General features: G+C 41.7%; 24 protein-coding genes and 1 tRNA gene. 17 read left to right on the top strand and 8 right to left on the bottom strand.

What is annotated here, in order from left to right:
* Positions 1-641: YSIRK-type signal peptide-containing protein (locus HMPREF9708_RS01690; RefSeq protein WP_006308288.1), on the bottom strand; the 641-nt coding region annotated here is incomplete at its 3' end.
* Positions 642-955: 314 nt separating this feature from the next.
* Between HMPREF9708_RS01690 and HMPREF9708_RS01685 the strand changes: the two genes are divergently transcribed.
* From HMPREF9708_RS01685 to HMPREF9708_RS01670, 4 genes are read left to right on the top strand one after another with little or no spacing between them, the layout of a single operon-like run.
* Entirely contained in the window at positions 956-1,585 is a 630-nt protein-coding gene (locus HMPREF9708_RS01685) for a TetR/AcrR family transcriptional regulator (protein ID WP_040447944.1), read from the top strand.
* A 2-nt stretch (positions 1,586-1,587) separates the two neighbouring features.
* Positions 1,588-2,889, top strand: a complete 1,302-nt coding sequence (locus HMPREF9708_RS01680; RefSeq protein ID WP_006308286.1) for an MFS transporter — start codon at positions 1,588-1,590, stop codon at positions 2,887-2,889.
* Positions 2,882-5,230 carry an ABC transporter permease family protein gene (locus HMPREF9708_RS01675; protein WP_006308285.1) on the top strand — a complete coding sequence of 783 codons (2,349 nt, stop codon included), beginning with the start codon at positions 2,882-2,884 and terminating at the stop codon, positions 5,228-5,230. Before HMPREF9708_RS01680 ends, HMPREF9708_RS01675 begins: the two co-directional genes overlap by 8 nt.
* A gap of 2 nt (positions 5,231-5,232) precedes the next feature.
* Positions 5,233-5,961, top strand: a complete 729-nt coding sequence (locus tag HMPREF9708_RS01670) for an ABC transporter ATP-binding protein (protein WP_006308284.1) — start codon at positions 5,233-5,235, stop codon at positions 5,959-5,961.
* Between the two features lie 645 nt (positions 5,962-6,606).
* On the opposite strand, the gene HMPREF9708_RS01665 is transcribed toward HMPREF9708_RS01670, so the two are convergent.
* On the bottom strand, positions 6,607-6,897 hold the full coding sequence (locus HMPREF9708_RS01665) for a hypothetical protein (RefSeq protein WP_006308283.1): 291 nt from the start codon (positions 6,895-6,897) through the stop codon (positions 6,607-6,609).
* A gap of 199 nt (positions 6,898-7,096) precedes the next feature.
* Here HMPREF9708_RS01665 and HMPREF9708_RS01660 point away from each other — a divergent pair, with 199 nt between their 5' ends.
* A complete protein-coding gene (locus HMPREF9708_RS01660) occupies positions 7,097-7,834 on the top strand; it encodes a nitrilase-related carbon-nitrogen hydrolase (RefSeq protein WP_006308282.1) in 738 nt (245 codons plus the stop codon).
* A gap of 218 nt (positions 7,835-8,052) precedes the next feature.
* The gene (locus HMPREF9708_RS01655) at positions 8,053-8,613 is read left to right on the top strand and encodes a GNAT family N-acetyltransferase (RefSeq protein WP_006308281.1); all 561 of its coding nucleotides are present in this window, start codon (positions 8,053-8,055) and stop codon (positions 8,611-8,613) included.
* Positions 8,614-8,759: 146 nt separating this feature from the next.
* On the opposite strand, the gene HMPREF9708_RS01650 is transcribed toward HMPREF9708_RS01655, so the two are convergent.
* From HMPREF9708_RS01650 to HMPREF9708_RS01635, 4 genes are all read right to left on the bottom strand, one after another.
* On the bottom strand, positions 8,760-9,194 hold the full coding sequence (locus HMPREF9708_RS01650) for a pyridoxamine 5'-phosphate oxidase family protein (RefSeq protein WP_006308280.1): 435 nt from the start codon (positions 9,192-9,194) through the stop codon (positions 8,760-8,762).
* Between the two features lie 124 nt (positions 9,195-9,318).
* Positions 9,319-9,392, bottom strand: a tRNA-Pro gene (locus tag HMPREF9708_RS01645).
* 479 nt (positions 9,393-9,871) lie between these two features.
* Positions 9,872-10,411, bottom strand: coding sequence for a MetQ/NlpA family ABC transporter substrate-binding protein (locus HMPREF9708_RS01640; protein WP_006308279.1), 540 nt, complete (start codon positions 10,409-10,411; stop codon positions 9,872-9,874).
* A gap of 192 nt (positions 10,412-10,603) precedes the next feature.
* On the bottom strand, positions 10,604-11,878 hold the full coding sequence (locus HMPREF9708_RS01635) for a hypothetical protein (RefSeq protein ID WP_006308278.1): 1,275 nt from the start codon (positions 11,876-11,878) through the stop codon (positions 10,604-10,606).
* Between the two features lie 131 nt (positions 11,879-12,009).
* On the opposite strand from HMPREF9708_RS01635, the gene aac(6') reads away from it, so the two are divergent.
* The 8 genes from aac(6') to HMPREF9708_RS01595 all read left to right on the top strand — a co-directional run bounded on the left by aac(6') (position 12,010) and on the right by HMPREF9708_RS01595 (position 19,279).
* Complete coding sequence (aac(6'), locus tag HMPREF9708_RS01630) at positions 12,010-12,480, top strand: aminoglycoside 6'-N-acetyltransferase (RefSeq protein WP_006308277.1); 471 nt, start codon at positions 12,010-12,012, stop codon at positions 12,478-12,480.
* Between the two features lie 242 nt (positions 12,481-12,722).
* On the top strand, positions 12,723-13,379 hold the full coding sequence (locus HMPREF9708_RS01625; protein ID WP_006308276.1) for a response regulator transcription factor: 657 nt from the start codon (positions 12,723-12,725) through the stop codon (positions 13,377-13,379).
* Positions 13,376-14,719, top strand: coding sequence for a sensor histidine kinase (locus tag HMPREF9708_RS01620; RefSeq protein WP_006308275.1), 1,344 nt, complete (start codon positions 13,376-13,378; stop codon positions 14,717-14,719). The genes HMPREF9708_RS01625 and HMPREF9708_RS01620 overlap by 4 nt, the downstream gene beginning before the upstream one ends.
* A gap of 4 nt (positions 14,720-14,723) precedes the next feature.
* The gene (locus HMPREF9708_RS01615; RefSeq protein ID WP_006308274.1) at positions 14,724-15,284 is read left to right on the top strand and encodes a hypothetical protein; all 561 of its coding nucleotides are present in this window, start codon (positions 14,724-14,726) and stop codon (positions 15,282-15,284) included.
* A gap of 201 nt (positions 15,285-15,485) precedes the next feature.
* Positions 15,486-16,250: a tRNA threonylcarbamoyladenosine dehydratase gene (locus HMPREF9708_RS01610; protein WP_006308273.1), complete on the top strand. Its 765-nt coding sequence runs from the start codon at positions 15,486-15,488 to the stop codon at positions 16,248-16,250.
* A 7-nt stretch (positions 16,251-16,257) separates the two neighbouring features.
* The gene (locus tag HMPREF9708_RS01605) at positions 16,258-17,073 is read left to right on the top strand and encodes a TatD family hydrolase (RefSeq protein ID WP_040447719.1); all 816 of its coding nucleotides are present in this window, start codon (positions 16,258-16,260) and stop codon (positions 17,071-17,073) included.
* A gap of 59 nt (positions 17,074-17,132) precedes the next feature.
* Positions 17,133-17,846: a GTP pyrophosphokinase gene (locus HMPREF9708_RS01600; protein WP_006308271.1), complete on the top strand. Its 714-nt coding sequence runs from the start codon at positions 17,133-17,135 to the stop codon at positions 17,844-17,846.
* Between the two features lie 29 nt (positions 17,847-17,875).
* The gene (locus tag HMPREF9708_RS01595; RefSeq protein WP_006308270.1) at positions 17,876-19,279 is read left to right on the top strand and encodes an MATE family efflux transporter; all 1,404 of its coding nucleotides are present in this window, start codon (positions 17,876-17,878) and stop codon (positions 19,277-19,279) included.
* Between the two features lie 52 nt (positions 19,280-19,331).
* Here HMPREF9708_RS01595 and HMPREF9708_RS01590 read toward each other — a convergent pair whose 3' ends face one another.
* Positions 19,332-20,243, bottom strand: coding sequence for a diacylglycerol/lipid kinase family protein (locus HMPREF9708_RS01590; protein ID WP_006308269.1), 912 nt, complete (start codon positions 20,241-20,243; stop codon positions 19,332-19,334).
* 99 nt (positions 20,244-20,342) lie between these two features.
* Between HMPREF9708_RS01590 and HMPREF9708_RS01585 the strand changes: the two genes are divergently transcribed.
* Positions 20,343-21,728: a hypothetical protein gene (locus HMPREF9708_RS01585; protein WP_006308268.1), complete on the top strand. Its 1,386-nt coding sequence runs from the start codon at positions 20,343-20,345 to the stop codon at positions 21,726-21,728.
* A gap of 113 nt (positions 21,729-21,841) precedes the next feature.
* Here the strand turns inward: HMPREF9708_RS01585 and HMPREF9708_RS01580 are convergent, their stop codons facing one another.
* Complete coding sequence (locus tag HMPREF9708_RS01580; RefSeq protein ID WP_006308267.1) at positions 21,842-22,774, bottom strand: ZinT/AdcA family metal-binding protein; 933 nt, start codon at positions 22,772-22,774, stop codon at positions 21,842-21,844.
* 215 nt (positions 22,775-22,989) lie between these two features.
* On the opposite strand from HMPREF9708_RS01580, the gene HMPREF9708_RS01575 reads away from it, so the two are divergent.
* Together HMPREF9708_RS01575 and HMPREF9708_RS01570 are read left to right on the top strand one after the other, a co-directional pair.
* Positions 22,990-23,598 (top strand): ribonuclease domain-containing protein, encoded by a 609-nt coding sequence (locus HMPREF9708_RS01575; protein WP_006308265.1) that lies wholly within the window; start codon positions 22,990-22,992, stop codon positions 23,596-23,598.
* Positions 23,599-23,603: 5 nt separating this feature from the next.
* Positions 23,604-23,873 (top strand): barstar family protein, encoded by a 270-nt coding sequence (locus HMPREF9708_RS01570; protein WP_083826833.1) that lies wholly within the window; start codon positions 23,604-23,606, stop codon positions 23,871-23,873.
* Positions 23,874-23,880 lie beyond the last annotated feature (7 nt).

The raw sequence follows: 23,880 nt of genomic DNA, 5'->3' as shown, positions 1-23,880 counted from the left end.
GGATTTTCTTGCTCTTGATCAGAATCCGAATTATCTTCAATGCGTTCTGCAGGAACTAATTCTGTCCAAGGAATGGATTTCTTTTCTGGGTCTTTCGGATTTTCTTGCTCTTGATCAAGCCCTAAATTATCTTCAATGCGTTCTGCAGGTGTTAAATCAGTCCAAGGAATTGACTGAGAGTCATCTTGGTCTTGGTCAGCTGGCGCAAAAGGTGCCTTGGGATCATTGTAATTAGCATCTAGTGGTGGAGTAGGAAGTTCTCTACCAGCAAACGGTCTTTCAGCTGGAGTGAATTCAACTTCAGCCTTAGCTGGAGCGAAAGGCGCTTCCGGATTATCAAAATTAGCTTTTACTGGGGCAGTTGGTAGTTCTCTACCAGCAAAAGGTTTTTCTGCATCAGTATATTCAATCGCATCATTTGTATTTTCTGGTGCATTTGTTGGTAACCATGGCGATTCAGCCTGTGTAAATTCAATTTTTACTGGAACGTGAGCGAAAGGCATTTCTGGGTTTGCCTTGCTTGATGTGAGCGCTTCTAAGTTATGAGCGCTCGCAGTGCCACAAGCAAAGAAGGATGCAACCGCGACCGAAGCTACACCTATGCCTAACTTACGTATAGAGAAACGCGTATTTTTTTCCATAAGTACCTCCTACAATTTTGAGCGAATCATTGGGATGTGTTTATCTCACATAAATAGATCGTGATTAATTTGATTATATCTCGTTTTTCTTATTATTTCAATGTTTAGAGTACATATAAAATTAATAGATAGCTAACTGTCCATGATTAAACTTAAATTTGGATGATGATAGTCTTTAATGATAACTTCTTCTATATATTTTTACCATGTTTAAAATTTGCTTGACACTACTTTTGTATGAGCAGTAAAATAAAAATAGACCACTGGTCGGTAGTTTTTATAATTAATGACGAAAGAAGGAAAGTCTTGTGACAATGGCAGCCAAGAAACGCGAACGAAAGGCTTATGAAGCGCGCCAGAATGAAATTATTAAACAAGCTAGAAAGCAGTTTATCACTTTGGGCTATGAGGCAACGAGTATCAATTCTCTAATTAAGAATTTAGGGATTGCTAAGGGCACCTTCTACCACTATTTTAAATCAAAGGAAGAGCTCTTAGACGCTGTGGTTGACCAGGTGAATGGAGAGATTATCGAACAAGTCGCACAAGTCACAACATCAAATTTACCCCCTTTGACCAAACTCCTTCTTGCCTTCAAGGCAATGAATGTGCAAGATCATGACTTACTCATTGATCATCTGCATAAGAAGGAAAATGCTCTGCTTCATCAAAAGACCATGAACGTTCTTTTGCAAGAAGTTGTGCCGTATTTTAGTCAGATCATTGAAGAAGGAAACCAGGCCCATCGATTTGCCTGCCGCTATCCGAAAGAGTCCGTCTATATTTTGTTGACCACTTCGATGTATCTCTTAGATGAAGGAATGATCGAATTTACTAACGAGGAAAAGCAGGGTATCTACCAAGCACTGATTTTATATTTAAGCAAAATGCTAGAAATTGATGAACATGAACTAATGGTAGCCATGGAACAAGCGGAGGAATGATGATGAAGAAATTTCTTTTACTATGGTTTGGCGAATTGCTCTCGACGATCGGGAGTGGGATGACAGCTTTTGCTCTTTCTTTATATGTCTTTCAAGTGAGTGGCAAGGTTTCTGACTTATCAATACTTTCCTTATTAGCTTTTATACCTGCGGTGCTTATTAGTCCACTTGGCGGTCTTTTAGCCGATCGCTATGATCGGCGCTTATTGATGATTGCAGGAGATCTCCTGTCTGGTGGTTGTCTAGCTTATATTTTATGGATATTGAATCAACCTAGTGGGCAAGGTCAACCTTTGGTGGCAATATATGTAGCTATCGGTATCAGTTCAATCTTTCTTGGTATTCTAGAGCCAGCCTATAAAGCGACCGTTACTGATCTTATTAAGCCAGAATATTATGACCAAGCGAGTGGTCTCGTTCAATTAGCTGCAAGCTCAAAATTCTTAATATCGCCTGCTTTGGCAGGACTAATTTTGACTCAATTCAATCTTTCCTTCATTCTAATCATTGATATTTGTACAGTCTTCATAACGACGATCATTATATTGATGATTCGGATAACTTTAATGAATCAAACTAAGGACCAAGTAGAAATTCCAGATGAGCAGAAAACAAGAAATAGCCTCATCGAGGATATGTGCGAAGGCTTTCAAATCGTCCGTCAACAAACAGGTGTTCATCAATTAATTTTCTTAATGTTCTTAGCCTGCTTCTTGATGGCCTTTATTCAAGTCCTGATTCGGCCAATGATTTTGGCTATTGCTGATGCTCAGACCTTGGGTTGGGTAGAGTCCTTGGCTGCTTTTGGCTTACTTCTTGGCAGTGCTTATATTGGCGTACGTGGTATACGCATTCGTTTGGGTCAGGCTTTAGGAATTGCTGGAATGGTTGCTGGCATCTTTATTATGTTATTAGGCGCTAGCCGGTCTCTAGTCTTGATCGTAGCCTGCCTTTTCTTGTTTTTTGCCAGTCTGCCTTTTCTCAATGCCAGTGCGGATGCTCTAGTACGGCAAGCGATTCCTAATCAACGACAAGGGCGTGCATGGGGGATGATTGGATTTCTTACCCAGATTGGGATTGCAGTGGCCTTTCTAGTCGCTGGTCCCTTAGCTGATCAAGTCTTTGAACCCTTGATGGCGGTAGATGGCCCCTTAGCGGTCAGCCCATTAAAAGTTTTCGGTCTGGGACCTGGTAGGGGGATTGGTTTATTGCTCATGATCGTTGGCTTCTTGTTTACACTTGTCTTTGTTGGGACTTTGAAGAATAAAAAGATCAAAGAAATGGAGCTGAGCCCGCATGAATAAACATTTGCGGTATGCTAATTTAAAGAAAAATTGGAAAAATCACTTGATTATTATCCTATTTATAGCTCTTTCAGTGTCAGTCATGCAGTCGGTAGGTTTAACTTGCTTAAACTTATTCCAATCGATAAACGCCTTGTATGTTCAAGCGGATCCGCCACATTTTCTCCAGCTTCATAAAGGCGAAATTGATCAACAGGCAATCGATATCTTTAATCAATCGTTTGATGGTTTGAAGGATGCTCAGACCATTCAAATGATCAATGCTTCTGGCAGTGAATTTCTAGTGATCAGTCAGGATTCAACGCAAGCTCCCTTGAGTCTGGAGAATTTTAAATTAGATATCTCCATGGTTAAACAAGCGGATCATTTTGATTTTTTACTGAACCAGGACAAAGAAAAGATCCACTTACAACCTGGGCAAATCGCTTTACCCCGTCTTTTGTTGGAAGAGTATGATATTAAGATAGGGGATACCATTCGTTATCATACAGGAAGGTTCACTCAGGATTATCAAGTGGCAGCAATCATGTACGATGCACAGATGAACACAAGTATGGCAGGGTCTGTTCGCTTTCTCTTAAATGATCGAGATCACCAAACCCTGCTCGACCAGCAAGTTGAGACGGAATATATGATTGAAGCCACATTCTTTGACCCGGGTTTAGCCAATCGCTATCAAGTGGCTTATGAGCAAGCGGGACTTCCTATCAATGGCCAGGCGGTTACTTATGCCATGATCCTTACCATTAGTGCTTTCTCTGATATCTTGAATGCCTTTATTATCTTGATCACTGGCTTTATTTTCTTAGTCATTTCCTACATCTCCTTACGTTATATTATCTTAATGGAAATTGAAGAAGACCGCTTAGTGATTGGTAATCTGAAGGCGATTGGGGTTCCCTATCGAGGGATACGTGACTTATATTTAACCAAATTTAGATGGCTAACCGTCCTCGGAATTGGACTTGGATCGATTTTTGCACTTGGCTTTACCCATTTACTTACGGGGCGGATTGAGCGGATTTTTGGTCGCTCTAATCTCGGAGTTTGGGGGATGATGCTTGGAGCTGTGATTGCTCTTCTTATGTACCTATTGATCATTGTCTTTATACGTACAACCTTAAGTAAAATTCGTCAATTTACTGTGATTGATTTATTAGTAGCCAATAAGAGTTTTGCCAATAATGCCAAAGTTAAACGACCTAAACGAATCAGTAAATTACCACTAGGTCTGGCCTTGGGATTTAACCAATCAAGGAAAGGTTATGCCATGATTACCTGGTTGACCCTCGCAACCACACTCGCCTTGATCTTTCCTTATCGCTTGACGACACTCTTTGCTGGGGATGGTTTCTTAAATTATATGGGACGCGAAGATTATCCCGCCTTTGTGGAGGTCTTACCAGATAAAGATCAAGAAGCGGTTGAAGAAGAATTAAGCAAGGTTCTCCTAGATCATGTTGATCAGGTAAAAATGATCAAAAGTAAGGTTTACCGTCAAAAGATAACAATGGCCGATAGGAACTCAGACCAAGTCATTTCAACTCACATTGAAGTTGGTCAAGATCTAGGCCAGAATTTAGATTATCTAAGCGGAAGGGCTCCAGCCAATAACCAAAAAGAACTGGCTCTATCCTATCTAATCGCTCAAGATCTGAATCTTAAAGTAGGTGATAGTATTCAAGTGATGCATCAAAATCAGCCTGAAGCATTTGAGCTTGTTGGGATCTATCAAGATATCACCAGTGGGGGTAAAACAGGTAAAACGAATGCTAACTTTGTGGGAGACGACTTGCAGAAATTGATCATTAATCTAGATGATTTCTCGGATCAAGAACTGCAATCAATCGAACATGACTTGCAGGATTCAGCGATTTTAAACCATCGCTATAAAATTTATCAACGGGATGAATTAGTGGGCCAAATTTTTGGACCAGTCACTGGTCAAATAAGGCAAGCGGCTCTATTAGTCGGCATCATTGCTTTGGCCATTTTGTTAGTACTTGTGATTTTATTTGAAAAATTGCGAGTGATTAAGGACAAAGAAGGCTTTATATGTAAACAGCATCTGGGGATTTCCAACCAAGCAATTCGAAAGGAAGAGATGCTGGCGGTTCTTACGGCTGGGTCTAAAGGGCTCGTGATGGCTCTTATCGTAGTAACTTTCTTTGCTTCTACTATTATGACAGCCTTTCTTTCCCTGTTGAATCTGGGGATTAAGCAAATCACAACATCGCCAGCGATAGGGGATCTTGTTGCCATCTTGTTGATCGTGATCGTTTTATTGGTAGCCACTTTGATTGGAGCACAATCAATTAAAAATCTGCGTTTAAGGGGGTAGGGATGATGTTAAAGGTAGAGAATCTAAGTAAACAATTCAATGGTCATCTAATCTTAGATCAAATTAGCTTTGAAGTTAAAGAAGGGGAATTTGTTGCGATAATGGGGAGTTCAGGTTCAGGTAAGTCTACACTTCTCTATGCTGTCAGTGGCATGGACCAGATTGAGACCGGAAAGGTCACGCTCGATGGACATTCGCTCGATACATTGACGCAAGATCAGTTAGCTAAATTAAGGCTATCAAAGATGGGCTTTGTCTTTCAAAAACCCTATTTATTTAATAATTTAACGGTTCTTGATAATGTTATCTATCCCGCCCTCAATTTAAAGCAAAAAAATCGACAAAAAATTGAAGCGAGAGGGCTTGCTCTTTTGCAGGACTTACAAGTAGCAGAATTAGCGGATCGAGACCCCAAGGCTTTGTCAGGTGGGCAGTATCAACGGATTGCCATTGCACGGGCCCTCATGAATGATCCAACGATTCTATTTGCAGACGAACCGACAGGGGCCTTGAATTCTAAGATGAGTCAGGAAGTCATGACTATTTTTAAAGAAATTAATCAAGCAGGGACCACCGTCATCATGGTTACCCATGATATGAATGCTGCAGCTCATGCTAAGCGCGTCCTTTTTCTTAAGGATGGTCAGATTATGAGGGATCTTGCGATGACCAGTGATCAGACGCAAAATCTAAAAGCAATTGGGACCGTGATGGAAAGTTTGGAGATATAGGAGCCAGCCGTTAGCGCGACCGATTGATTCGGATATAAGGGAAGGGAAACGGGCCTTATAGCATTGAATGTGATTTGAAGTAAAATGGATCTTCATGATGAATGGCTGAGCTCTACAAAAAAAAATATTAAATTTGATCAGTAAGAAACCGATAAGACATTGTATAGTATTTTACACAGGATTATGGACTTGACTAAAAAAAGACAGCCCTTTATGCAAAAAAAGAGCTGTTTTTCTATTTAAATTTCTTTATCGTTTATTTAATTCATATATTTATAGGTATAAACAGCAAATAGTAAGGCGCATATCATTAACATGTATACATCTCTTTTTACAAGTGAATATATACTGCCTATTATAGGAATAATAAAACTAAGAAACATTACTATTTTTTCTTTTTTGCTATAATTTTTCATTACTGTGGCCCCGCATATGTAACTTTCCAATTTCTTACTTGAAAGTATACACCCGAATCAGCTTCGCCAGCTACGGCTGCCGCGAATGTAGCTAATGTGCCAGCCACCGCTCCTCCTATACCGGATATAAACGCTGCTATAAATGCAGAACTAAGAGCACCAGTATAATAATATTTTTTTATAAAACTTCTACTAAAATAAATGTTCCATGATCCTTTCCCTACTTTTTCTATTTTGTGACACCACCCGATCTAGCTGTGTATGAGTTTTCTGTCGACGGAACATCATATCCAAGTTCTTGAGCAATTAAATCCATTTGATAATCTGTAATGTAATAAGTATCAGAATTAATATCAATACCGATACTTTCTAAATATTCTTCACTAATACCATTAGAAAAATTTTCAGAAGATACTTCCTTATTTTCTTCTATAGCTTGAATCATATTTGGAGAAATAGAACTTCCTATTAAAATTGTTGACAACCCTACTACTATACATTTTTTAATGTTTAGCATCATAAGACATTTCCTTTTTTATATTTTTCTAATAATACTTTAACATAAACTGTAAGTGTTTTAAAATATTTTTCTATTCGTAAATTTCAAGTATAAGTTAGCCACCTGGTTAAAGAGTCGCATTGATTGAGTGTGTAGTTAGAATAATTTTTTTATTAAGATTAGTTTTCAAAATGATTTTACCGACAAGGAGGGATGAGCGATGAAATATGCATTAGCAGCGTTAGGATTCAAGAATGGCAATGTTGATTACAATCAAAGAGTCATCATAGACACCCTGATCGAGTATCAGCATTCTGTCGATATGGTGGTTTTTGGTGAGGCCTTCTTACAAGGGTTTCATGGGCCTACTTTTGTTGAAGATCATGATCTTACTTTAGCACTTACGCTTGATGATCCTGTAATCAACGAAATTCAACAAGCTGCTCGAAATCATGGTGTCGCTGTTTCTTTTGGATTCATCGAAAAAAATGGACCATACTTTTATAGTAGTCAAATAACCATTGATTCTAAGGGACAGACTTTGGATCTCTTTCGCCGCGTTTCGCCAGGTTGGAAAGAACCCTTCGCAAGTGATCGCTACCAAGAAGGGCAAGGATTTCATCATTTTTATTTTCTAAATAGACGATTGGTGGTTGGCTTATGTGGTGATTTTTGGGATGAGACGGCACCCGAAAGAGTGCGTCTCCTGCGTCCGGATCTGGTCCTATGGCCAGTCTACCTTGATCTACATGAGAGTAAGTGGAACCATAGTGAAAAGATTGATTATGCTCAAAAAGCCCAAGAACTTTGTGACAAGGTCTTATTAGTTAACTCCTATTGTCTCGACGATGATCAAGAAGACCAGATGGCCAAAGGTGGCGCGGAAGCAATTATACAGGGTCGAATTGAAAAGGAGCTTGCTGCAGGTCAATCAGGGGTGCTTTTAGTTGAGTGCTAAACAGTCAATAGATGCAGTGTTGAAGTGTCATGCATAAATTTCTAGGTTGAATAGAGGTGTCTCTCATTTGACTTGTCCATGTCTTAGGAGTTAGGAAAGGGAATTAACGGCCTTTTTTTAGGAGAGTTCACAGTTCAGGACTTTTTATTTAAAGAATTGTAAAGTTATAAGTATGATCAAATTAGAATTTAATAGGAATTTTTGAAAGGGGTTCGTGAATGAACGCAGAATTTACCATCCAGGGACATGTTATTGAGACAGATCGGCTTTTATTACGTGCCTTTAAACCAGAAGACTTTGATGACTTCCATGCCTATGGCAGTCAAGAAGGAGTTGCTGAGATGGCGGGCTGGTCTCACGAAACGAGTGAGGAGGAGAGTCGCGAATACTTAGATTTTTTTATAGCGGCGGACTATACTTTTGCAATCTTTCATCGAGAGGACCAAAAAGTAATTGGATCATTCGGCGTCAAACCCTATCAAGTTGAACTGGAACCGGAACTCGAGGCGCTTAAAGGGCGCGAAATTGGTTTTGTCCTTGCTAAGGAATATTGGGGACAGGGCTTGATGCTGGAAGCTATAGAGGCAGTATCCGCTAGGCTCTTTAAGGATTATGACTTCGACTTTTTGCTAGCTGATCATTTTGATTCGAACCAACGTTCAGCCCGTGTCCTAGAAAAGTGTGGTTTTAAGCCTTATCGTAAAGAAATCATTGAGACCGCTTTAGGCCCTATTAGTGGTCGACTCATGCTACAAATGAACCCTTATCGTAACGGCTAATTGAAAGGCCTGATAAAAAAGGACCTTGCCTGAGTGCAAGGTCCTTTTTTGATGATGGGTAAAGGCATAATATGTAGTTAGGTGCTCGTTTAGAGGACGCGACTCTTGAGAAGAGAGTGGAGATAAGGGATATCAGGTTTTTGAAATTAAAGGTTTTGGCCAAATTTAAATGTGTATTGGTGACCCTGGGTCAAGCTACGGTAGAAAAGTTCACCTTGAAAGACTTGGAAGACATGAATGCCTGCTTGGTCTTCTAGACTAGGATAGACTTGGTCAACATAAGGGTTTCCTTCCAATAATTCCGCTAATTTTTCCTTGCCAAGTTCGCGCACTTCACCCTCAATTCGAATGACTTGAATGAGATAGTCTTTCTCAGAAAGGGTCGAGATGGCTACATAAGGATTGTCCTTGAGTTGTTGGTAGAATTTCGTCTTAGGACTAGTCATGAAGAAGACACCCTGTTCATTGGCGACACCGATATGAGCATGGCGTGCATGGGGATGACCTTGAGCGTCGACGGTCGCAAAGACAGCCACCTTCATATCTTCTTTTAATATCTGCATTGCCTCTTGTAATTCCATGGTGAGACCTCCTGATTCCTTGATACTTATATTATATAATGATGGGTCAATAATTGGCTAGATAAAAAATAAATCTTCTTTTCTTACTAAAAAAAGCAAGCCTCCAGAGAAGCTTGCTGTCTAGTCGGGATGACAGGATTTGAACCTGCGACACCTAGCACCCCATGCTAGTGCGCTACCAGGCTGCGCTACATCCCGAGGAGTCATTAATTGAATGACAATGAATTAATTTTACCATATTATCCTTCGCAAGGCTAGACCTATTTTGTGTGGTTGGATATTTAATGGTTAGGCTTATATTCAGATTGGGAGTTAAGAAGGAGGTCCTTTTAAAAGGGCTCGATATAGATATAAAGGAAAGAACGATATAGTTTATTATATTTATCGCAAAAAACTGAATCCTATTATGGCTTATCTAAAAATTAATCATTTTGTGTTCTCACCAATCCTCTTACTGGTCTAAATAAAAAAAGCCCACCTTACCCATCATGAGCGCCAAGCGCCTATGGAGAGGGGGCTAAAGGAATGATTTTCTTACCATATAAGGATCATCCCATTATTGTATTCCTCTTTAATGTGATTCTTTACATTATCTTGGTGGTAGGCAGTGATGATCGCTTCAAAAGTTGGATCATCGACACGGTCAGGAAGTGTTGTGATGAGGTTGAAGTAAGGCTTCAAATCTTCATTACTAGGATCAATCTCGATTGTGTGTAGATTGCATCATCAACCGGATCGACCCCTGCATCAATTGTGATTAAGCTCGCATCTTCCAGAACTTTCAGAGCCCGTCCACGGTTGGTCGGAGATTCAGGAATCAGGATCGTATTCCCTTCCTTAAGGTCATCGATCGAATCAATTTGATTGGATAGGATATTCATGGGGCTGATGAAAGTTTCAGTGATTGGGGTGATCTCAGTTCCATTATCCTCATTATATTGTGCTAGGGCGGCATAATGTTGGAAAGCAGCTAGGTCCACTTCACCACTGACTAAAGCTTGGTTGGCTTGGACAGGGTCGGTCAAGGTCACCAATTCAACTTGGACCTTGTCGCCAAGGTTTTCTTGAACCACCTCCCAGATCCGGTCAGTGGAATCTCCCACGACCGTAATTTTAACCAGATCCTGGGCATGGGCAGGGTTTTTGATCGCTAATAGTGGGAAGAAGGCAGACAGAGTTTCTACAGCAAGTAATAGACATTTGAATGATTTCTTCATCGAACTCCTCCTTAAGAATTAAAAAAACAAAAAATTATCTTGCTATTAATTGTAAATTAATGAAAGGAAATCGGCAATAAAATTAAATTAATATTAGAACCAGGTAAAAACTCGTTAAGAAAATCAGGGATAAGATCACGCAAAAAACCCACTTCTTCTTTAAGAAGTGGGAGATGGAGGAGCAAGCATATCTTATAAGTCGAGGTCCTGGAATAGTTGTTCAAAGTATGCCCTTGTTAAGGGGCGGCCATCTAAACCGTATCCCTTAAAGCCAATCTCATCCATGGACTCATCTTTGTAATACTCTAGGGCATAGGAACCAAAGCCTTGAGCGAAGGCTTCAACCAAGGTCTGGTAGTATGACCCCTCTTCATCCCATTCTGCTTCAAAGACTTTGATGAATTCATCAGAATTGGAGAAAGACTGGTAGTTTTCGCTAGATGCATTTTCATAGATTTGGGAGGCATAATCGATAATATGACCAAGTTCATGGTAGAAAAGGCCAAAACTTAGAGGATTGTCTTCACAGAAGAATAGGTTCATTTCAGGAGTGGCGAAGGCATCAATCCGGCTGTAGTTCCAGGAGGTAATCAGTTCATCACGGGCAACGATACCGATATAGCCAATTTTTTCTTTGACATGGTCTGGAACAGGTTCCAGCGCTTCTTCAATAGTAGCCTGGATCTCATCTGTTAAGTCGCTGGCTTGGACTTTGTCGGAAAGGCCATAATAGGGTTCTACTTGATCGAGTGCTTGTTTATTATAGTGGTTAGCGAAGTGTGTGTAACTTTGTTCTGCTAGTTCAGCTACTTCTTCGATTTGATCATAATAAGGATCGTCAGGGTCGGTTTGTTCTAGAATATAGTCAATACGCATCTTATCTGCTGTTACATCGGCCATCATAGCGGGTGTATAGAGATTTGGAAGATTAAAGGCCTCATAAATATCGTCGGTGAGTGCATTATGGTAGATGCGGCGCGTCTTAAATTGAATATCCCACAAATTACCATTGGCTAATTGCAAATTGTCAAAAAATTCATACTGACCTGGTGCTAAGTTGATCGGGGCCAAAACTTCGACCTCACTGGCTTGTTGGTAATAAATATAGAGCGTCGTATAGGTAGTGAGATCTCGAATATAATCTTTTGGTTGGTAAGAATAAGGGGGCTGTTGCTGGGTAACGATCTCATCATAGTATTGATCGAGGGAAAGAGTTTGATCGGAGAAGAGGGTATCAGGATCGACAACGATCCCATCACTTGGTAATTTTGCCTGCTCCTCACGATATGAGACAGTAGGGAATTCGGATGATTGGTTCTCGATATCGAGTGACTGATTAGTGGTTTGAGAGGAAGTGACCTGGGCGGAAGCTGTTTCCAGAGAGGGTGACAAGACGGGAGACAGGGTGCTAAGACTTGTAAGAACAATGATCGTCCAAAGGGTCCATCGTTTGATTGCTTTTTTCATAAGATACCTCCTTGTGCTAGTGGTGTCATCTCTATTAAAATTATAAAGGAAAGGCAAATTGATTCGTTAATAGTTTGCTCATAGAAATAATTGAAAAAATTGTCAGATCCCATTTAGAAGGAGTGGAATAGATGATTAAACGTGCCGGATTTGAAGACAGCCCAGTCTTAGCTCAATTAGCTTTAAAGGTTTGGGATGATGCCCTTTTAGCCGATTTGACCCATGAATTTGAGGTGATGAGTCGAGGGGATCATTGTGCGAGTTTTATTAAATATGTGAATGATCAGCCAGTCGGTTTTGCCAATGTTTCTCTGAGAGTGGATTATGTGGAAGGCTGTGAGACCTCTCCTGTGGGTTATTTAGAGGGCCTCTATGTTGAGCATCAGTATCGATATAATGGTTATGCGACAGAACTGATGAAAGTATGCGAACAATGGGCAAGGGAACAGGGATGTCAGGAGTTTGCGAGTGATTGCCTCTTGACCAATGAGGAGAGTTTAGCTTTCCATCTATCCTGTGGCTTTCAAGAAGCAAATCGGTTAATTTGTTTTCATAAGAAACTACAAGATTCACTGGTTGAAGACGATACGTATCGGTCATAGGGATTCCGAACAGCGCTTTTTGTGAATCGCTAGGTGATCATTTTCCATCGAATCAGTCTATCTGACTAGGTTTTTGGCTTTATTTCACTCGCAGTTCACAAATCAGGTGTATCATCTTTTTATCGAAGAGCAAAGTATCAGCCGTGTGTAAGTGAGAAAGAATCCGTTAATCGATAGTCATGGCAGGATTCGTGTTGGATTGGGTATAATGAATTTATATTCTGGATAAGGAGGTTAAAGCGATGAACTTGCTGGTAGTTGAAGATGATAAAGTGATCCGGGAAGGGCTCTGTGAATTTCTAGGGGCATGTGGTTATCATATGGTGGCGGCTAAGGATGGGTTGGAGGCGATCCGTCAATTTGAGGAGGAGACGATCCATTTATTGATCTTGGATATTCAAATTCCCTACCTATCTGGTCTGGAGGTTCTCAAGAAAATCCGCCAAACTAGCCAAGTGCCAGCATTGATCTTAACAGCCTTTAGTGATGAGGCTTATCAAATGGATGCTTTCAGTCATCTAGCTGATGGCTACATCGAGAAGCCTTTCTCCTTACCCTTATTGCGAGTAAGGATCGACTCACTCTTAAAGCGACATTACGGTGCCATGGAGACCTTCACATACCGTGATACAGAGGTCAATTTCACTTCCTATACCGCAACGTATCGAGGGGAATCCGTTGATATGAACGCCAAGGAAGTGGAGATTTTGAAGTGCCTAGTTGCCCACCAAGGGCAAGCCTTAACCCGTCAGCAGATTATCGATCAGGTCTGGAAAGAAAGCGACGAGATCCCCTATGATCGTGTGATCGATGTCTATATTAAGGAACTGCGTAAGAAATTAGGTTTAGATTGTATTGTGACGATCCGGAATGTTGGTTATAAATTGGAGCGCTTATGAAAAACTTAAAAATATTTCCTAAATTATTTATCCAAACCCTCCTACTGCTGGGAGTCTTTAGTCTAGGTATCCATTTGTCTGTTTATTGGCTCTTTCCTAAGTATTACTTACAGATTCGGCAAGAGGAGGTTACCCGTCAGGCGGACGCAATCGCTGAAGATCTTCAGGGGCGTGAGCGAACGTATGTAGATCAATCCTTGGACTTTTTCTCGAAGACCACCGAAATGAATGCCTTTATTCAATCGGGTAATGACCAGGATGTGATTCCAATAGATAAGAATGCAGAAGTGGATCTAGAAAGTCAGAGCAATTCTTTGATTATTGAAGAACGAACGATTCGCTTGAAGAATAATCAGCTGCTAGCCATTCAGCTAGTTTCCACGGCTGATATGGAGAAAGAAGCGCGTGCTTTGACCTTGAGTTTTCTCCCTTACTCCTTGATCATCTCAGTGCTTTTATCCATTGTGATTTCCTATCATTTTGCGAAAGCAACGACTGGTCAAATTCAATCCATCCAATTGATTACTAAACGGATGCAGACCTTGGATCGTCAGGCGCGGCTGACGGTTCAATCAACCAATGAGATCGGTCAATTTAAGCAGCAGATTAATGACCTCTATGAATCGCTCTTAGGGGCAATGGATGACTTAGAGGTTAAGAATCGTCAGATCCTTCAACTTCAAGAAGTGAAGAATGACTTCTTAAGGGGAGCTTCACATGAATTGAAGACTCCCCTAGCCAGTCTCAAGATTATTCTTGAGAATATGAAATATCAGATCGGCAAGTACCAGGATCGGGACCACTATATTGATGAGAGTATTAAGTTGGTGGATGGCTTGAGTCGTCACCTATCCCAAATTCTGACTGCTTCTTCACTCGAACAATTTCAACAAGAGGCGGCATGGGTTGGTATTAATGAAGTTCTCACCCCTTTAGTAGGGGACTATCAAGTTCTAGCGAGTGAACGAGACATCACGATTGACAATCAAATTAGAGATGAAGAAATCTATATTGGCAAAGAAGCCTTAAAGCTTATTCTGGCAAACCTTATCTCTAATGGTGTAAAATATAGCCAGCCCGGTGGTCAAATCGTGATTGCCAGAGAAGGAGAGGACCTAGTGGTCGAAAATACTGTAGAGGCTGTAACCCACTTGAAGTTGAATCAGGTCTTTCCCGTTTATGAGAAACGAGAGGCCTTCCCTTCAAATAATCTGGGCTTATCGATCGTCCAACGGCTATTAAATTATTATCAGCTCGACTATGATCTGGAGATGCTAGACGGGCTTGTCCGCTTTAGGATCCGTTTAGAACCAGATTATCTAGATGAGAAAGGGGGATAATCGAATGTATTTATTAACTTTTTATCAGGGGATGACTATGACAGATGTAGGTCTTTTTGAGACTTTAGATCATGGAAGAGAATTTGTGAGTCAGATTCCAGGCTATCAATGTATTGAAGAAGAGGGGTTTATCGACGAATCGATTGATCCAGGACAGATTCCATCCTATTTGGAAATTGAATATCATGGTCATCTTATTCCATTGACTCGGTGGATGTTTGTAGACCAAGGAAAAGTCCTGATCGATTGGCAGGAATTACCGAACCTTTCCCAAGCAGGGCAAGGAATGATCCAAGGATCAACCCGCTTAGATGCTTACCATATTGAGAATCGCGAGCTAAAAGATTATATTAAACAGCGCGAAGCTAACTATGAATGGGTTAAGGATTATTTACAAGCTAAGGGTTACCAAGTCGATCGGGCCTATCAAGGATCTGAGGATGGCGAAGCCATTGTTTATCAAGCCAAGGATCATTCAGATTGGCACTTCCTCTGTCATATGGACCCTTCGTTTGTAGCGGAAAGAGATCTTGAAACGGCCATCGAAGCCTGGTTGGTTGACTAAATGAGTGAGGCTTCTATTTACTTTGGCGGCTGGTAAATTATCTGGCTGTCCAACCATTGTGGTCTAGATAAGCGTCTAATATAAAGTGGCCTTGAGCCACTTTTTTTATTCTTGGATTTAGGACTTTTAACCTTGCTTGATATAGGGTATCTTATAAGTAATGACGAAAGACTGGATTGAAGTGGACGAAGGGGGGAAAAGATGGTAGCGAGTGATTATGATGAACGTTTTTCACGCTTACATTTATTACTACAAGATGAAGGGCTAGACCGTCTACAAGCCGCCCGAGTCATGGTTTTAGGTTTGGGGGGTGTCGGCTCATCTTGTGCGGAAGCACTTGCCAGAGGGGGGATCGGCCATCTGATGTTAGTCGACCGCGATATTATTGAAGCAAGTAATATCAACCGGCAAGCCTTAGCCTTTACCTCGACTATTGGGCGAAGTAAGACTTCCGTAATGGAGGCAATGGTTCATGCTATCAACCCTGAGTGCAAGGTGATGACCGCCCAGACCTTCTTGAACCAGGAGAATATTGAATCCGTTCTGTCTGGATTCCCTCGTCCAGATTATGTCATCGATTGTATTGATACGATTTCACCCAAATTAATGGTTGCTCAATGGTGTATGGACCATAAGCTCCCGCTCATAGCTTCGATGGGTGGTGGGAATAAATTGGATCCCAGCTTTTTGAAATTTGATTTGATTGAGAATACCCGCTATTGTCCCTTGTCTAAGGCCATCCGACGAGAATGTCGACGGCGAGGAATCGGTCAATTAGAAGTGCTTTATACAGATGAGGAGCCGGTTAAGATCGACCACCAAGCAAGTTGCTTAAAGAAAGAAACGCTCGGGACGATGAGTTATTTTCCACCGATTATGGGTCAGATGCTGGCAGGGAAGGTGATCCGACGCTTAGTTGGCTTCGAATCTTATTCGGTCCGGCCAATTCCCTTAAGTCGGGGGTAGATTAAAGATGGCAATACTTGATACCCATTATCATTGGGATTTTATCCCATCATCTAGACTTAGACAGCAATTTGCTGACCACTTAAAAAATAGAGGCTATGGACTAGTGGCCCAGACAGTCCGGCCGACTGATTTTGATCGAATCTTGCGTGAAGCTAATCAGTTGCCACTTACAAGCCGTCCTTTGCTCTCTCTAGGCTTTCACCCATGGTATATTCAAGACCGAGACCAAGTTGCATCTGAAATGGCGGCCTTTCAAAAAGGTCTAAAGGCCACTCACTTGATTGGTGAGGTGGGCCTGGACTATAGTCCAAACCGGCTAAAAAATGTTGAGATGAGTTTACAAAAAAGTGTTTTTAAACAACTATTACAAGCAGTGGCGGACCAATCGACCGATTCGAGCCCCTATCTTTTATCGATTCATACGGTTCGCTCGGCAAATGATGTCCTCGATATCTGGACCGAATTGGGGCTAGCAGATTCCAGTATGATCCCAATCCTTCATCGTTTTAATGGAACCAGTGATGAATTGACGCGTCACCTGCGGTTAGGAGGCTACATCTCGGTTCATCCCCAGATGTTTAATTCCAAGAAGGGGCGGGCTTATCTTCAGCAAATCCCTCTGGACCGTCTCCTGCTTGAATCGGACTTACCAGAGGGACAGACAGACCAGGATTTAGCGAGTCTTGTGGATTCAATTATTTGCAGTCTCACGTCGACTCTACAAACTTTGGTTGAAGTTAGAGGGCAAGAAGTAATCGACCACTTAATGGCCAACCAAGAAAGGCTCTATAATTTCCCCTCCCGAATGAAAGATATCTAGAAGTGACTGGTTCAGGAATCAAAGTGGTCATTCAAGCGATAGAATAAAGGAGAATGTTCATGTCAAAAGAGGCAAAATTATCGATTCATCGTGATATTAATCTTCCCTTAGATGAAGAGCAATTGATCGAGACTGGTTTGGAGATGACGCAACCTTTCATGCAGCTTATGATGTGCTATAAAGGAGCAATGATGGAAGTCGAGACGAAATTCAAGGTCTTGAATGAACAGTTCTCGCTACAATACGACCGTCAGCCGATCTCTGCGATTAAGTCACGGCTAAAGAATCCCTTGAGCATTGTTCGTAAATTAAGACGCTATCAATTTCCCGTTTCCGTTGAGAGTATCGAAGCCAATCTGAATGATATTGCAGGGGTGCGGGTCATCTGTTCCTTTAAGGATGATGTTTATGCCTTGGCACGTGCCTTATCTGATCAGGATGATATTGAGATTCTGAGGATCAAGGATTATATTGCAAACCCTAAACCGAATGGTTATCGGAGTTTGCACTTGATTGTCGCCGTTCCAATCTTTCTCAAGGATGAGAAAAAGGTAATGCGGGCTGAGATTCAATTTAGAACGATCGCGATGGATGCATGGGCGAGTTTAGAGCACCAGTTACGCTATAAGAAAGATATGTACTTCTCAGAGGAGATGGCCAGAGAACTGAAAGCCTGCGCTGATTTGAGTGCTGAAGTGGATCAGCGGATGAATCACTTACAGTCAATTGTCTTGAAAGAAGAGGATAACAAAACTTATAAAGATTCAATTTAAATATAATACTGTGAGAAGGAGTTCTTCGCTTGGTTGATTATTTAGAAAGTATTCGTTCAGGAAAAGGATTGACTCGGCGCCAGGCCCTGTCAATGATTGTTCATTTAAGTATTCCAGTTATTCTAGCTCAAATATCGTCGATCATTATGCAATACATTGATGCCTCTATGGTTGGACATATTAATGTGAATGCCTCTGCATCGATTGGCTTGATTTCAACCACCACCTGGCTATTAGGAAATATGGTAAGTGCTTTGGCGATTGGCTTCTATGTTCAAGTTGCCCAGCAAATTGGGGCGAATAAGAACCAGGCAGCCCGCAATATTGTCCGGTATGGTCTTATCACCAATCTGGTTTTGAGTCTTATTTTGATGGCGATTTCGATCCTAATTGCTGGCCCCTTGCCTCACTGGTTAGGCGGAAATCCGGAGATTAATGCTCAAGCCAGTGCTTATTTCTTTGTCTTTGCCTTTACGGTTCCCATTCTAGCGATCAATTATACCGTTGCGGGTATGCTACAAAGTTCGGGGAATATGCGGGTGCCGAGTCTCTTGAGTATCCTAATGTGTGTATTAGATGTTGTTTTTAACTTTTTTCTTATCTTTCCGACACGTCCCATACAAATGTTTGGGCGGACTTTTGTGGTTTGGGGTTTTAACCTAGGGGTCGTTGGAGCCGCTCTCGGGACCTTGTTGGCTGAGATTGTGGCAGGGGGCTTGATGGCCTATTTTCTTTTGACCAAATCTCCAAGTCTGCACTTGCGCAAAGAAGGCTATGTGACCGGCTATTCAGATGTTTTGAAGCGGGCCCTAAAGATTGCCTTACCTGTTGGTGTCGAGTCGATTGCGGTTAATTTTGCTTATATCGCCCAAACAATTATTGTTTCCCCTTTAGGCACTGTGGCAATTGCTGCCCATTCTTTTGCAGTGACAGCTGAGAGTTTATGTTATATGCCTGGCTATGGGATTGGGGCTGCTGCGACGACTATTGTTGGCCAGTCTATTGGGGCAGGTCAACGTCATTTGGCTATCCGGTTGGGGTGGTTATCGACGGCTTTTGGTGTGGCTTTAATGACTGGAACGGGCATCCTGATGTATATTTTTGCTCCTGCCATGATTGGGATGTTATCACCTGATCCTCAAGTTATTGAATTAGGAGCTCGACTCTTACGGATTGAGGCCTTTGTTGAACCGCTCTATGCAGCTTCGATTGTTATTCTTGGCGTCTTTCGTGGGGATGAAGATACCCTAGTTCCTGGAATTATGAATCTAGCCTCCATGTGGCTGGTACGGATTCCTTTGGCGGTCCTATTAGTCGGATCATTTGGTTTAATTGGTGTTTGGATAGCCATGGCGAGCGAACTGGCTGTTCGAGGCCTGATCTTTATTGGTCGGTTTTGGCTTAAGACTCGTCGGACATTAAAGTCGGTATAAACAAACACAACAGTCAGACATCCTCGTAATTAAGGGGTCTGACTGTTGAGATTTAAGGGGTCGATTCGGCCTGCAAAGGGACAAAGACTTCAAGTGCCCTGGGGATCACTTTTATCTGGAGGGGTAGAAGGGGACCCTGGTCACCATCCAGATTACAGTGGCTCTCACTGGTTGAATCCGCCAGATGGATCTGACATTCTTCCAGCTGGTCATAATCGATTAGATCGTTGGCAAGGACCCCTCGATTAAGAATCTGAGTAGCTAGACCGATTTTTTCACTGATGGTCGACTCCTTCAACCCTACTAGATTAAGTAATCCATCATCCAACCTAGCGTCTTGAAAGAGATGCTGCATTCTTAAGAGAGCGTTACCTAGAGAAAGAACAATCAAGCTATACTGGTATTCTTGAGTTTGACTGTGCTTAGTAATGCGATAGGATTGAGCTTGACCCTCTTCGAGTGAAGATAGGACCTGCTTGAAATAGTCTAAGCTACCCAACTCAGCCAATTCGTAGCTATCCATTTGTTTGATTGATTCGACAATTGGGCCGATGGCGACTGAAGAGAGAAAGCAAGTCTGGTTACACTGGCCAATATCGATCCACTGCTTTTTAACGGATTGATAAGCTTGGATGGCTTGGTTGTAATTCCGAGGGAATCCCAGCATGCTGGCAGCATTATTGAAGGTTCCTAAAGGAACAATCCCTAGAGTTGGACGGGTAGGGTATGGAAGAATGGCATTCATACCGGCATTAATAGTGCCATCTCCCCCCATAAGAAATAAAGCGTCATACTGGTCTGTAGCACTTTGTTTAGCCCAAGCGCATAGGTCCTCCATACTCTGACTTTGGATAAGATGGACTGAGTCGTAGTCTGTCTGGAGAATTTCTTGTAATGGCTCAACCAAGTCTGGAGCCTTTTGTTTACCAGATTCTGGGTTCATGATGATCATGGCCTTAGGCATAGGAACCATCCTTTCAATAAAGCTAGGTATATTGTCTTTCATCATGTATTATAGTGGATGAGAAAGATTTTTTGAATAATTATGTAGGAGGAATGAAGGATGAAATCAGTCGTAAAAGCCCTAGTAAGTATGGCTATAATTGGACTCTTATCCGGGTGTGATCAGGAAAAACCTGCCGACCCAGACCCTCAAATGGAACAATTGGAGCAGACGATTGAGCAGCAACTTATCGCTGAAGACCTGCAAGCGATCCACCAGGTTTTTAACCAGAGTCAGTCTACCAGCTTCGAGGGAGAAATGACAGTCGAAATGGACGATTATATTCTCACTAAGCATTCAAAAGGGCAGGAGAATTATCAAGATGAAGCCTTAGCAGAAGGGTTAATAACTAATATAATTCAGGTAAATGATCAGAAGTGGCAAGAAGCCTTCTATCATCAGGATAGTAAGGATTACTACCAACCTGCCAAGAAAGCCTGGCAAGAAAGCACGAATGAGCGCTTACCAGACTTTTTCATGGTTTATATGAATTACTTCTTTAATGGTGAAGATCTCTTCCATAGGCAAGACAACCGCTTCGAGAAGTCCATCACCAATACTGGTCAGCTGGACCAGATCGCGACCTACTTAGATTGGCCGATTGCCTTTAGTCCAGATGCGGAATACGATCTCAGAATGGGACTCGATTTCAATCCAGAAAATAATGAAGTCACCCGGGTGGATGTCATCGCAGAGGTGACTGATCAGAATCGAACTTATAAAATTAACCAGGTTTTGGATGTCCAATTATCACCAGATCCTTCTGAAATTGAAGTGGATCTTAAAGAAGGGCCTAAGCATTTACAATATGATCCCGATGAATTTTTGGATGCTTTTATTGCAGCAAATCCAATCTCTGCTATCTACACTTATACCTTAAATGGACGTGAAATAGCAGAGGGCCATAATGAGGAATGGATTCTCTATCAGAATGTCTTAGATGATCTCCCGATCTACACCTCGATCGGGAATTTGAAGGAAAATAAACTAGAGGATTATCATCGCCTAGATCCCCAAGAAGATTCAAAGTCAAAAACATCCGGCAAGCAAAATCTTTATCGTCACTTTATCCAAGAGTTTCAAACAGATTTCGAGGATTTAGACTTGATTGAAGAGCCTGACGATCAAGAACAAGGCGTGATCGAAACCTACCGCTGGTTAGGTGAGGATCTTGAGAGCTTCCAAGAGAAAGTTGGTGATCTGGATATTGCCTTTCTTGCAAAGGAAGGGGAGGTCGCTTATGGTATAGAATACATGGTAAACCGCCAGACACTTACGTTAGAAACGATTATTCTTTGGAGTGCAGAAGTGAGTGAACAGAGTGTGGAGGATGTCTTCGTTCTTAACTTCCATAACTTTAACCAATTTAACCCCAATAATTTGGTAGCAATGAACCAGTCGAAAGACACGAAAGAAAAAGTGGAAGAAGAGACTACTAAAGAATAAGCGGTTGCGATCAAAGGATTATGGTTTCTTCAATTTACATCTAAAGGTTTTTAACCATAAAAGAACCAGGAGCCCTTAATAGGCGCTCCTGGTTTTTCAATACCTTTTTGTTTCTAATGATTCAGAAGATCAGCCAAGATTTGACCGGCATCCCAATCAGCTGGATAATAGGTTGGCCAATTTTCTAGTTCTTCGATTAATTGGTCATGGCCCTCATCAGAGAAGTAGAGGTGGAAGTGGGAAAGATCATGAGCGGGTGCAATATTATGGTCAGAGAATTGAACGCTAGCAGGCGCTTCTTCATCCCCTTCGGTCTTGGTGAAGAGGTAGCGAACGCCACGGTTGCCTTTCTCGTATTCAAGAATTTGATAGCCACTGTATTCATAAGTAGCCGTTGCTTCTTGGTCACCACGCTTAAAGGTGATCGAATCTTCGGTGATGGTTACTTGTCCGACATCTGTCTGGTAACCCTTAGTATAATATTCCTTGTATTCTTCGGCATTCATTTCACTATCCTTATCCATGGCTTTTTGTTCCATGACAGGGTCCAGTGTGCCATCTTCCAGATAAGGATAGACAGATTGCCATTCGCCTGCCCATTCTGATAAGTCACGGTCTTTAACGTCAGCATCTTCGAAATATCCTTCAGAAATTTGAATTTGCTTGTCATAGGCTTCGGCCAATTCTGGATGACCTGCTAAATGTTCTTCTGTTTCTTTGACGAGTTCCTCTGGGAGGTCACTCAAAGCGATCTTGTGGTAATGGTCACCATGGGCCATGATGAAATGGTCGCCTTCTTTCTTGACAACATGCGCTGGGTCAAATTCAAAGGCATGGTCATGGTCATCATGGTCATGGTGGTCGTGGTGGTCGTGGTCATGCCCCTCGTGATCATGATCTTCATGGTCTTCATGGTCTTCGTGGTCTTCTTGGGCCATTATGGTTTCTTTAGCAGGGAGGTCGATATCTCCACAGCATGCCAAGATGGGACTTGTGGCAGTCATGAATAATGAAGCTAAGGCAACAGGGATTAAAAATTTTTTCATGGTATTCCTCCTTAAAAGTAATGATTACTATTGAAGTCTACCATATTTTTTTATGCTTGCCAACAGAAAACGATTCTATTTTCTACCTAATGGAGGAGGTTATTTGGGTCAATACTTGCCAGTTGCATGAAATGATGCTATTTAGGTTGTTTTACAGCTGTTTTTAGAAAGAACTTGTGGTAGAGTCATAAAGAGAAGTATTAAAGGAGGCCGTTATGGATAAAAAGACTAAAAAAGTGATATGGGTTATCCTCATCCTATTTGGTATCTATCGTATTGTATCAGGAGCGATTAATCTCACTGGACCGACTGATCCAAATGGTCATTCAGAGATTCAATCGCATCAAAGAGCAGAGAAACAACTAGATGCCCCTGAAGATTCGATCAAGTCGGGACAAAACGATGGGGATATGCACATTGATTATGAGCCGGAAGGCGCCGATGATCAAGAACAGTCTCTTGAAACACAAGATTCTTCTGAGTCAAAATCATCCTCCTCCCTGGAGGAATCGGGCCATTATTATGCAAGGGATGATGTAGCCCTATATATTCATCTCTATGGTCATTTACCAGATAACTACATCACCAAGTCTGAGGCAGACCAAAGGGGTTGGTCACCGGGGGACCGTGACTATGTGGTAGGGGGCAATCGATTCGGTAATCGCGAGGGCAAATTGCCTAAGAAGCCGGGCCGTCAGTACTATGAAGCAGATGTGCAGGCGGGGTATACCCACCATCGAGGGCCACAACGCCTCGTCTACTCGGATGATGGGTTAATCTTTTATACATCAGATCACTATGAGACATTTGAGCAATTATACTAGGAGGGATGACGGTGATATACAGGTTAGATGGTCGTCAATTTTTGAATCGTGAGAGGGCCTATGAGTATTTAATTGAAGAATTAAGTTTACCTTCTTATACCGGCCATAATCTTGATGCCTTGTGGGATGTGGTTATGGATAAGGGCAATATGGAGCTAGAAATTCTTTATGGTCGCTCGATTTTAGATCATTTAGAAGGGTATGGTCGTCAGCTCTTGGACTTGTTTGGCGATTTAAATCAAGAGGCAGGTTATCACGTGGTAGTTTATTGGTAAGGTTGCA

Source organism: Facklamia languida CCUG 37842 (assembly GCF_000245795.1).
GTDB classification, from domain to species: Bacteria; Bacillota; Bacilli; order Lactobacillales; family Aerococcaceae; genus Facklamia; species Facklamia languida.
This window is presented reverse-complemented; position numbering and strand designations above follow the sequence as displayed.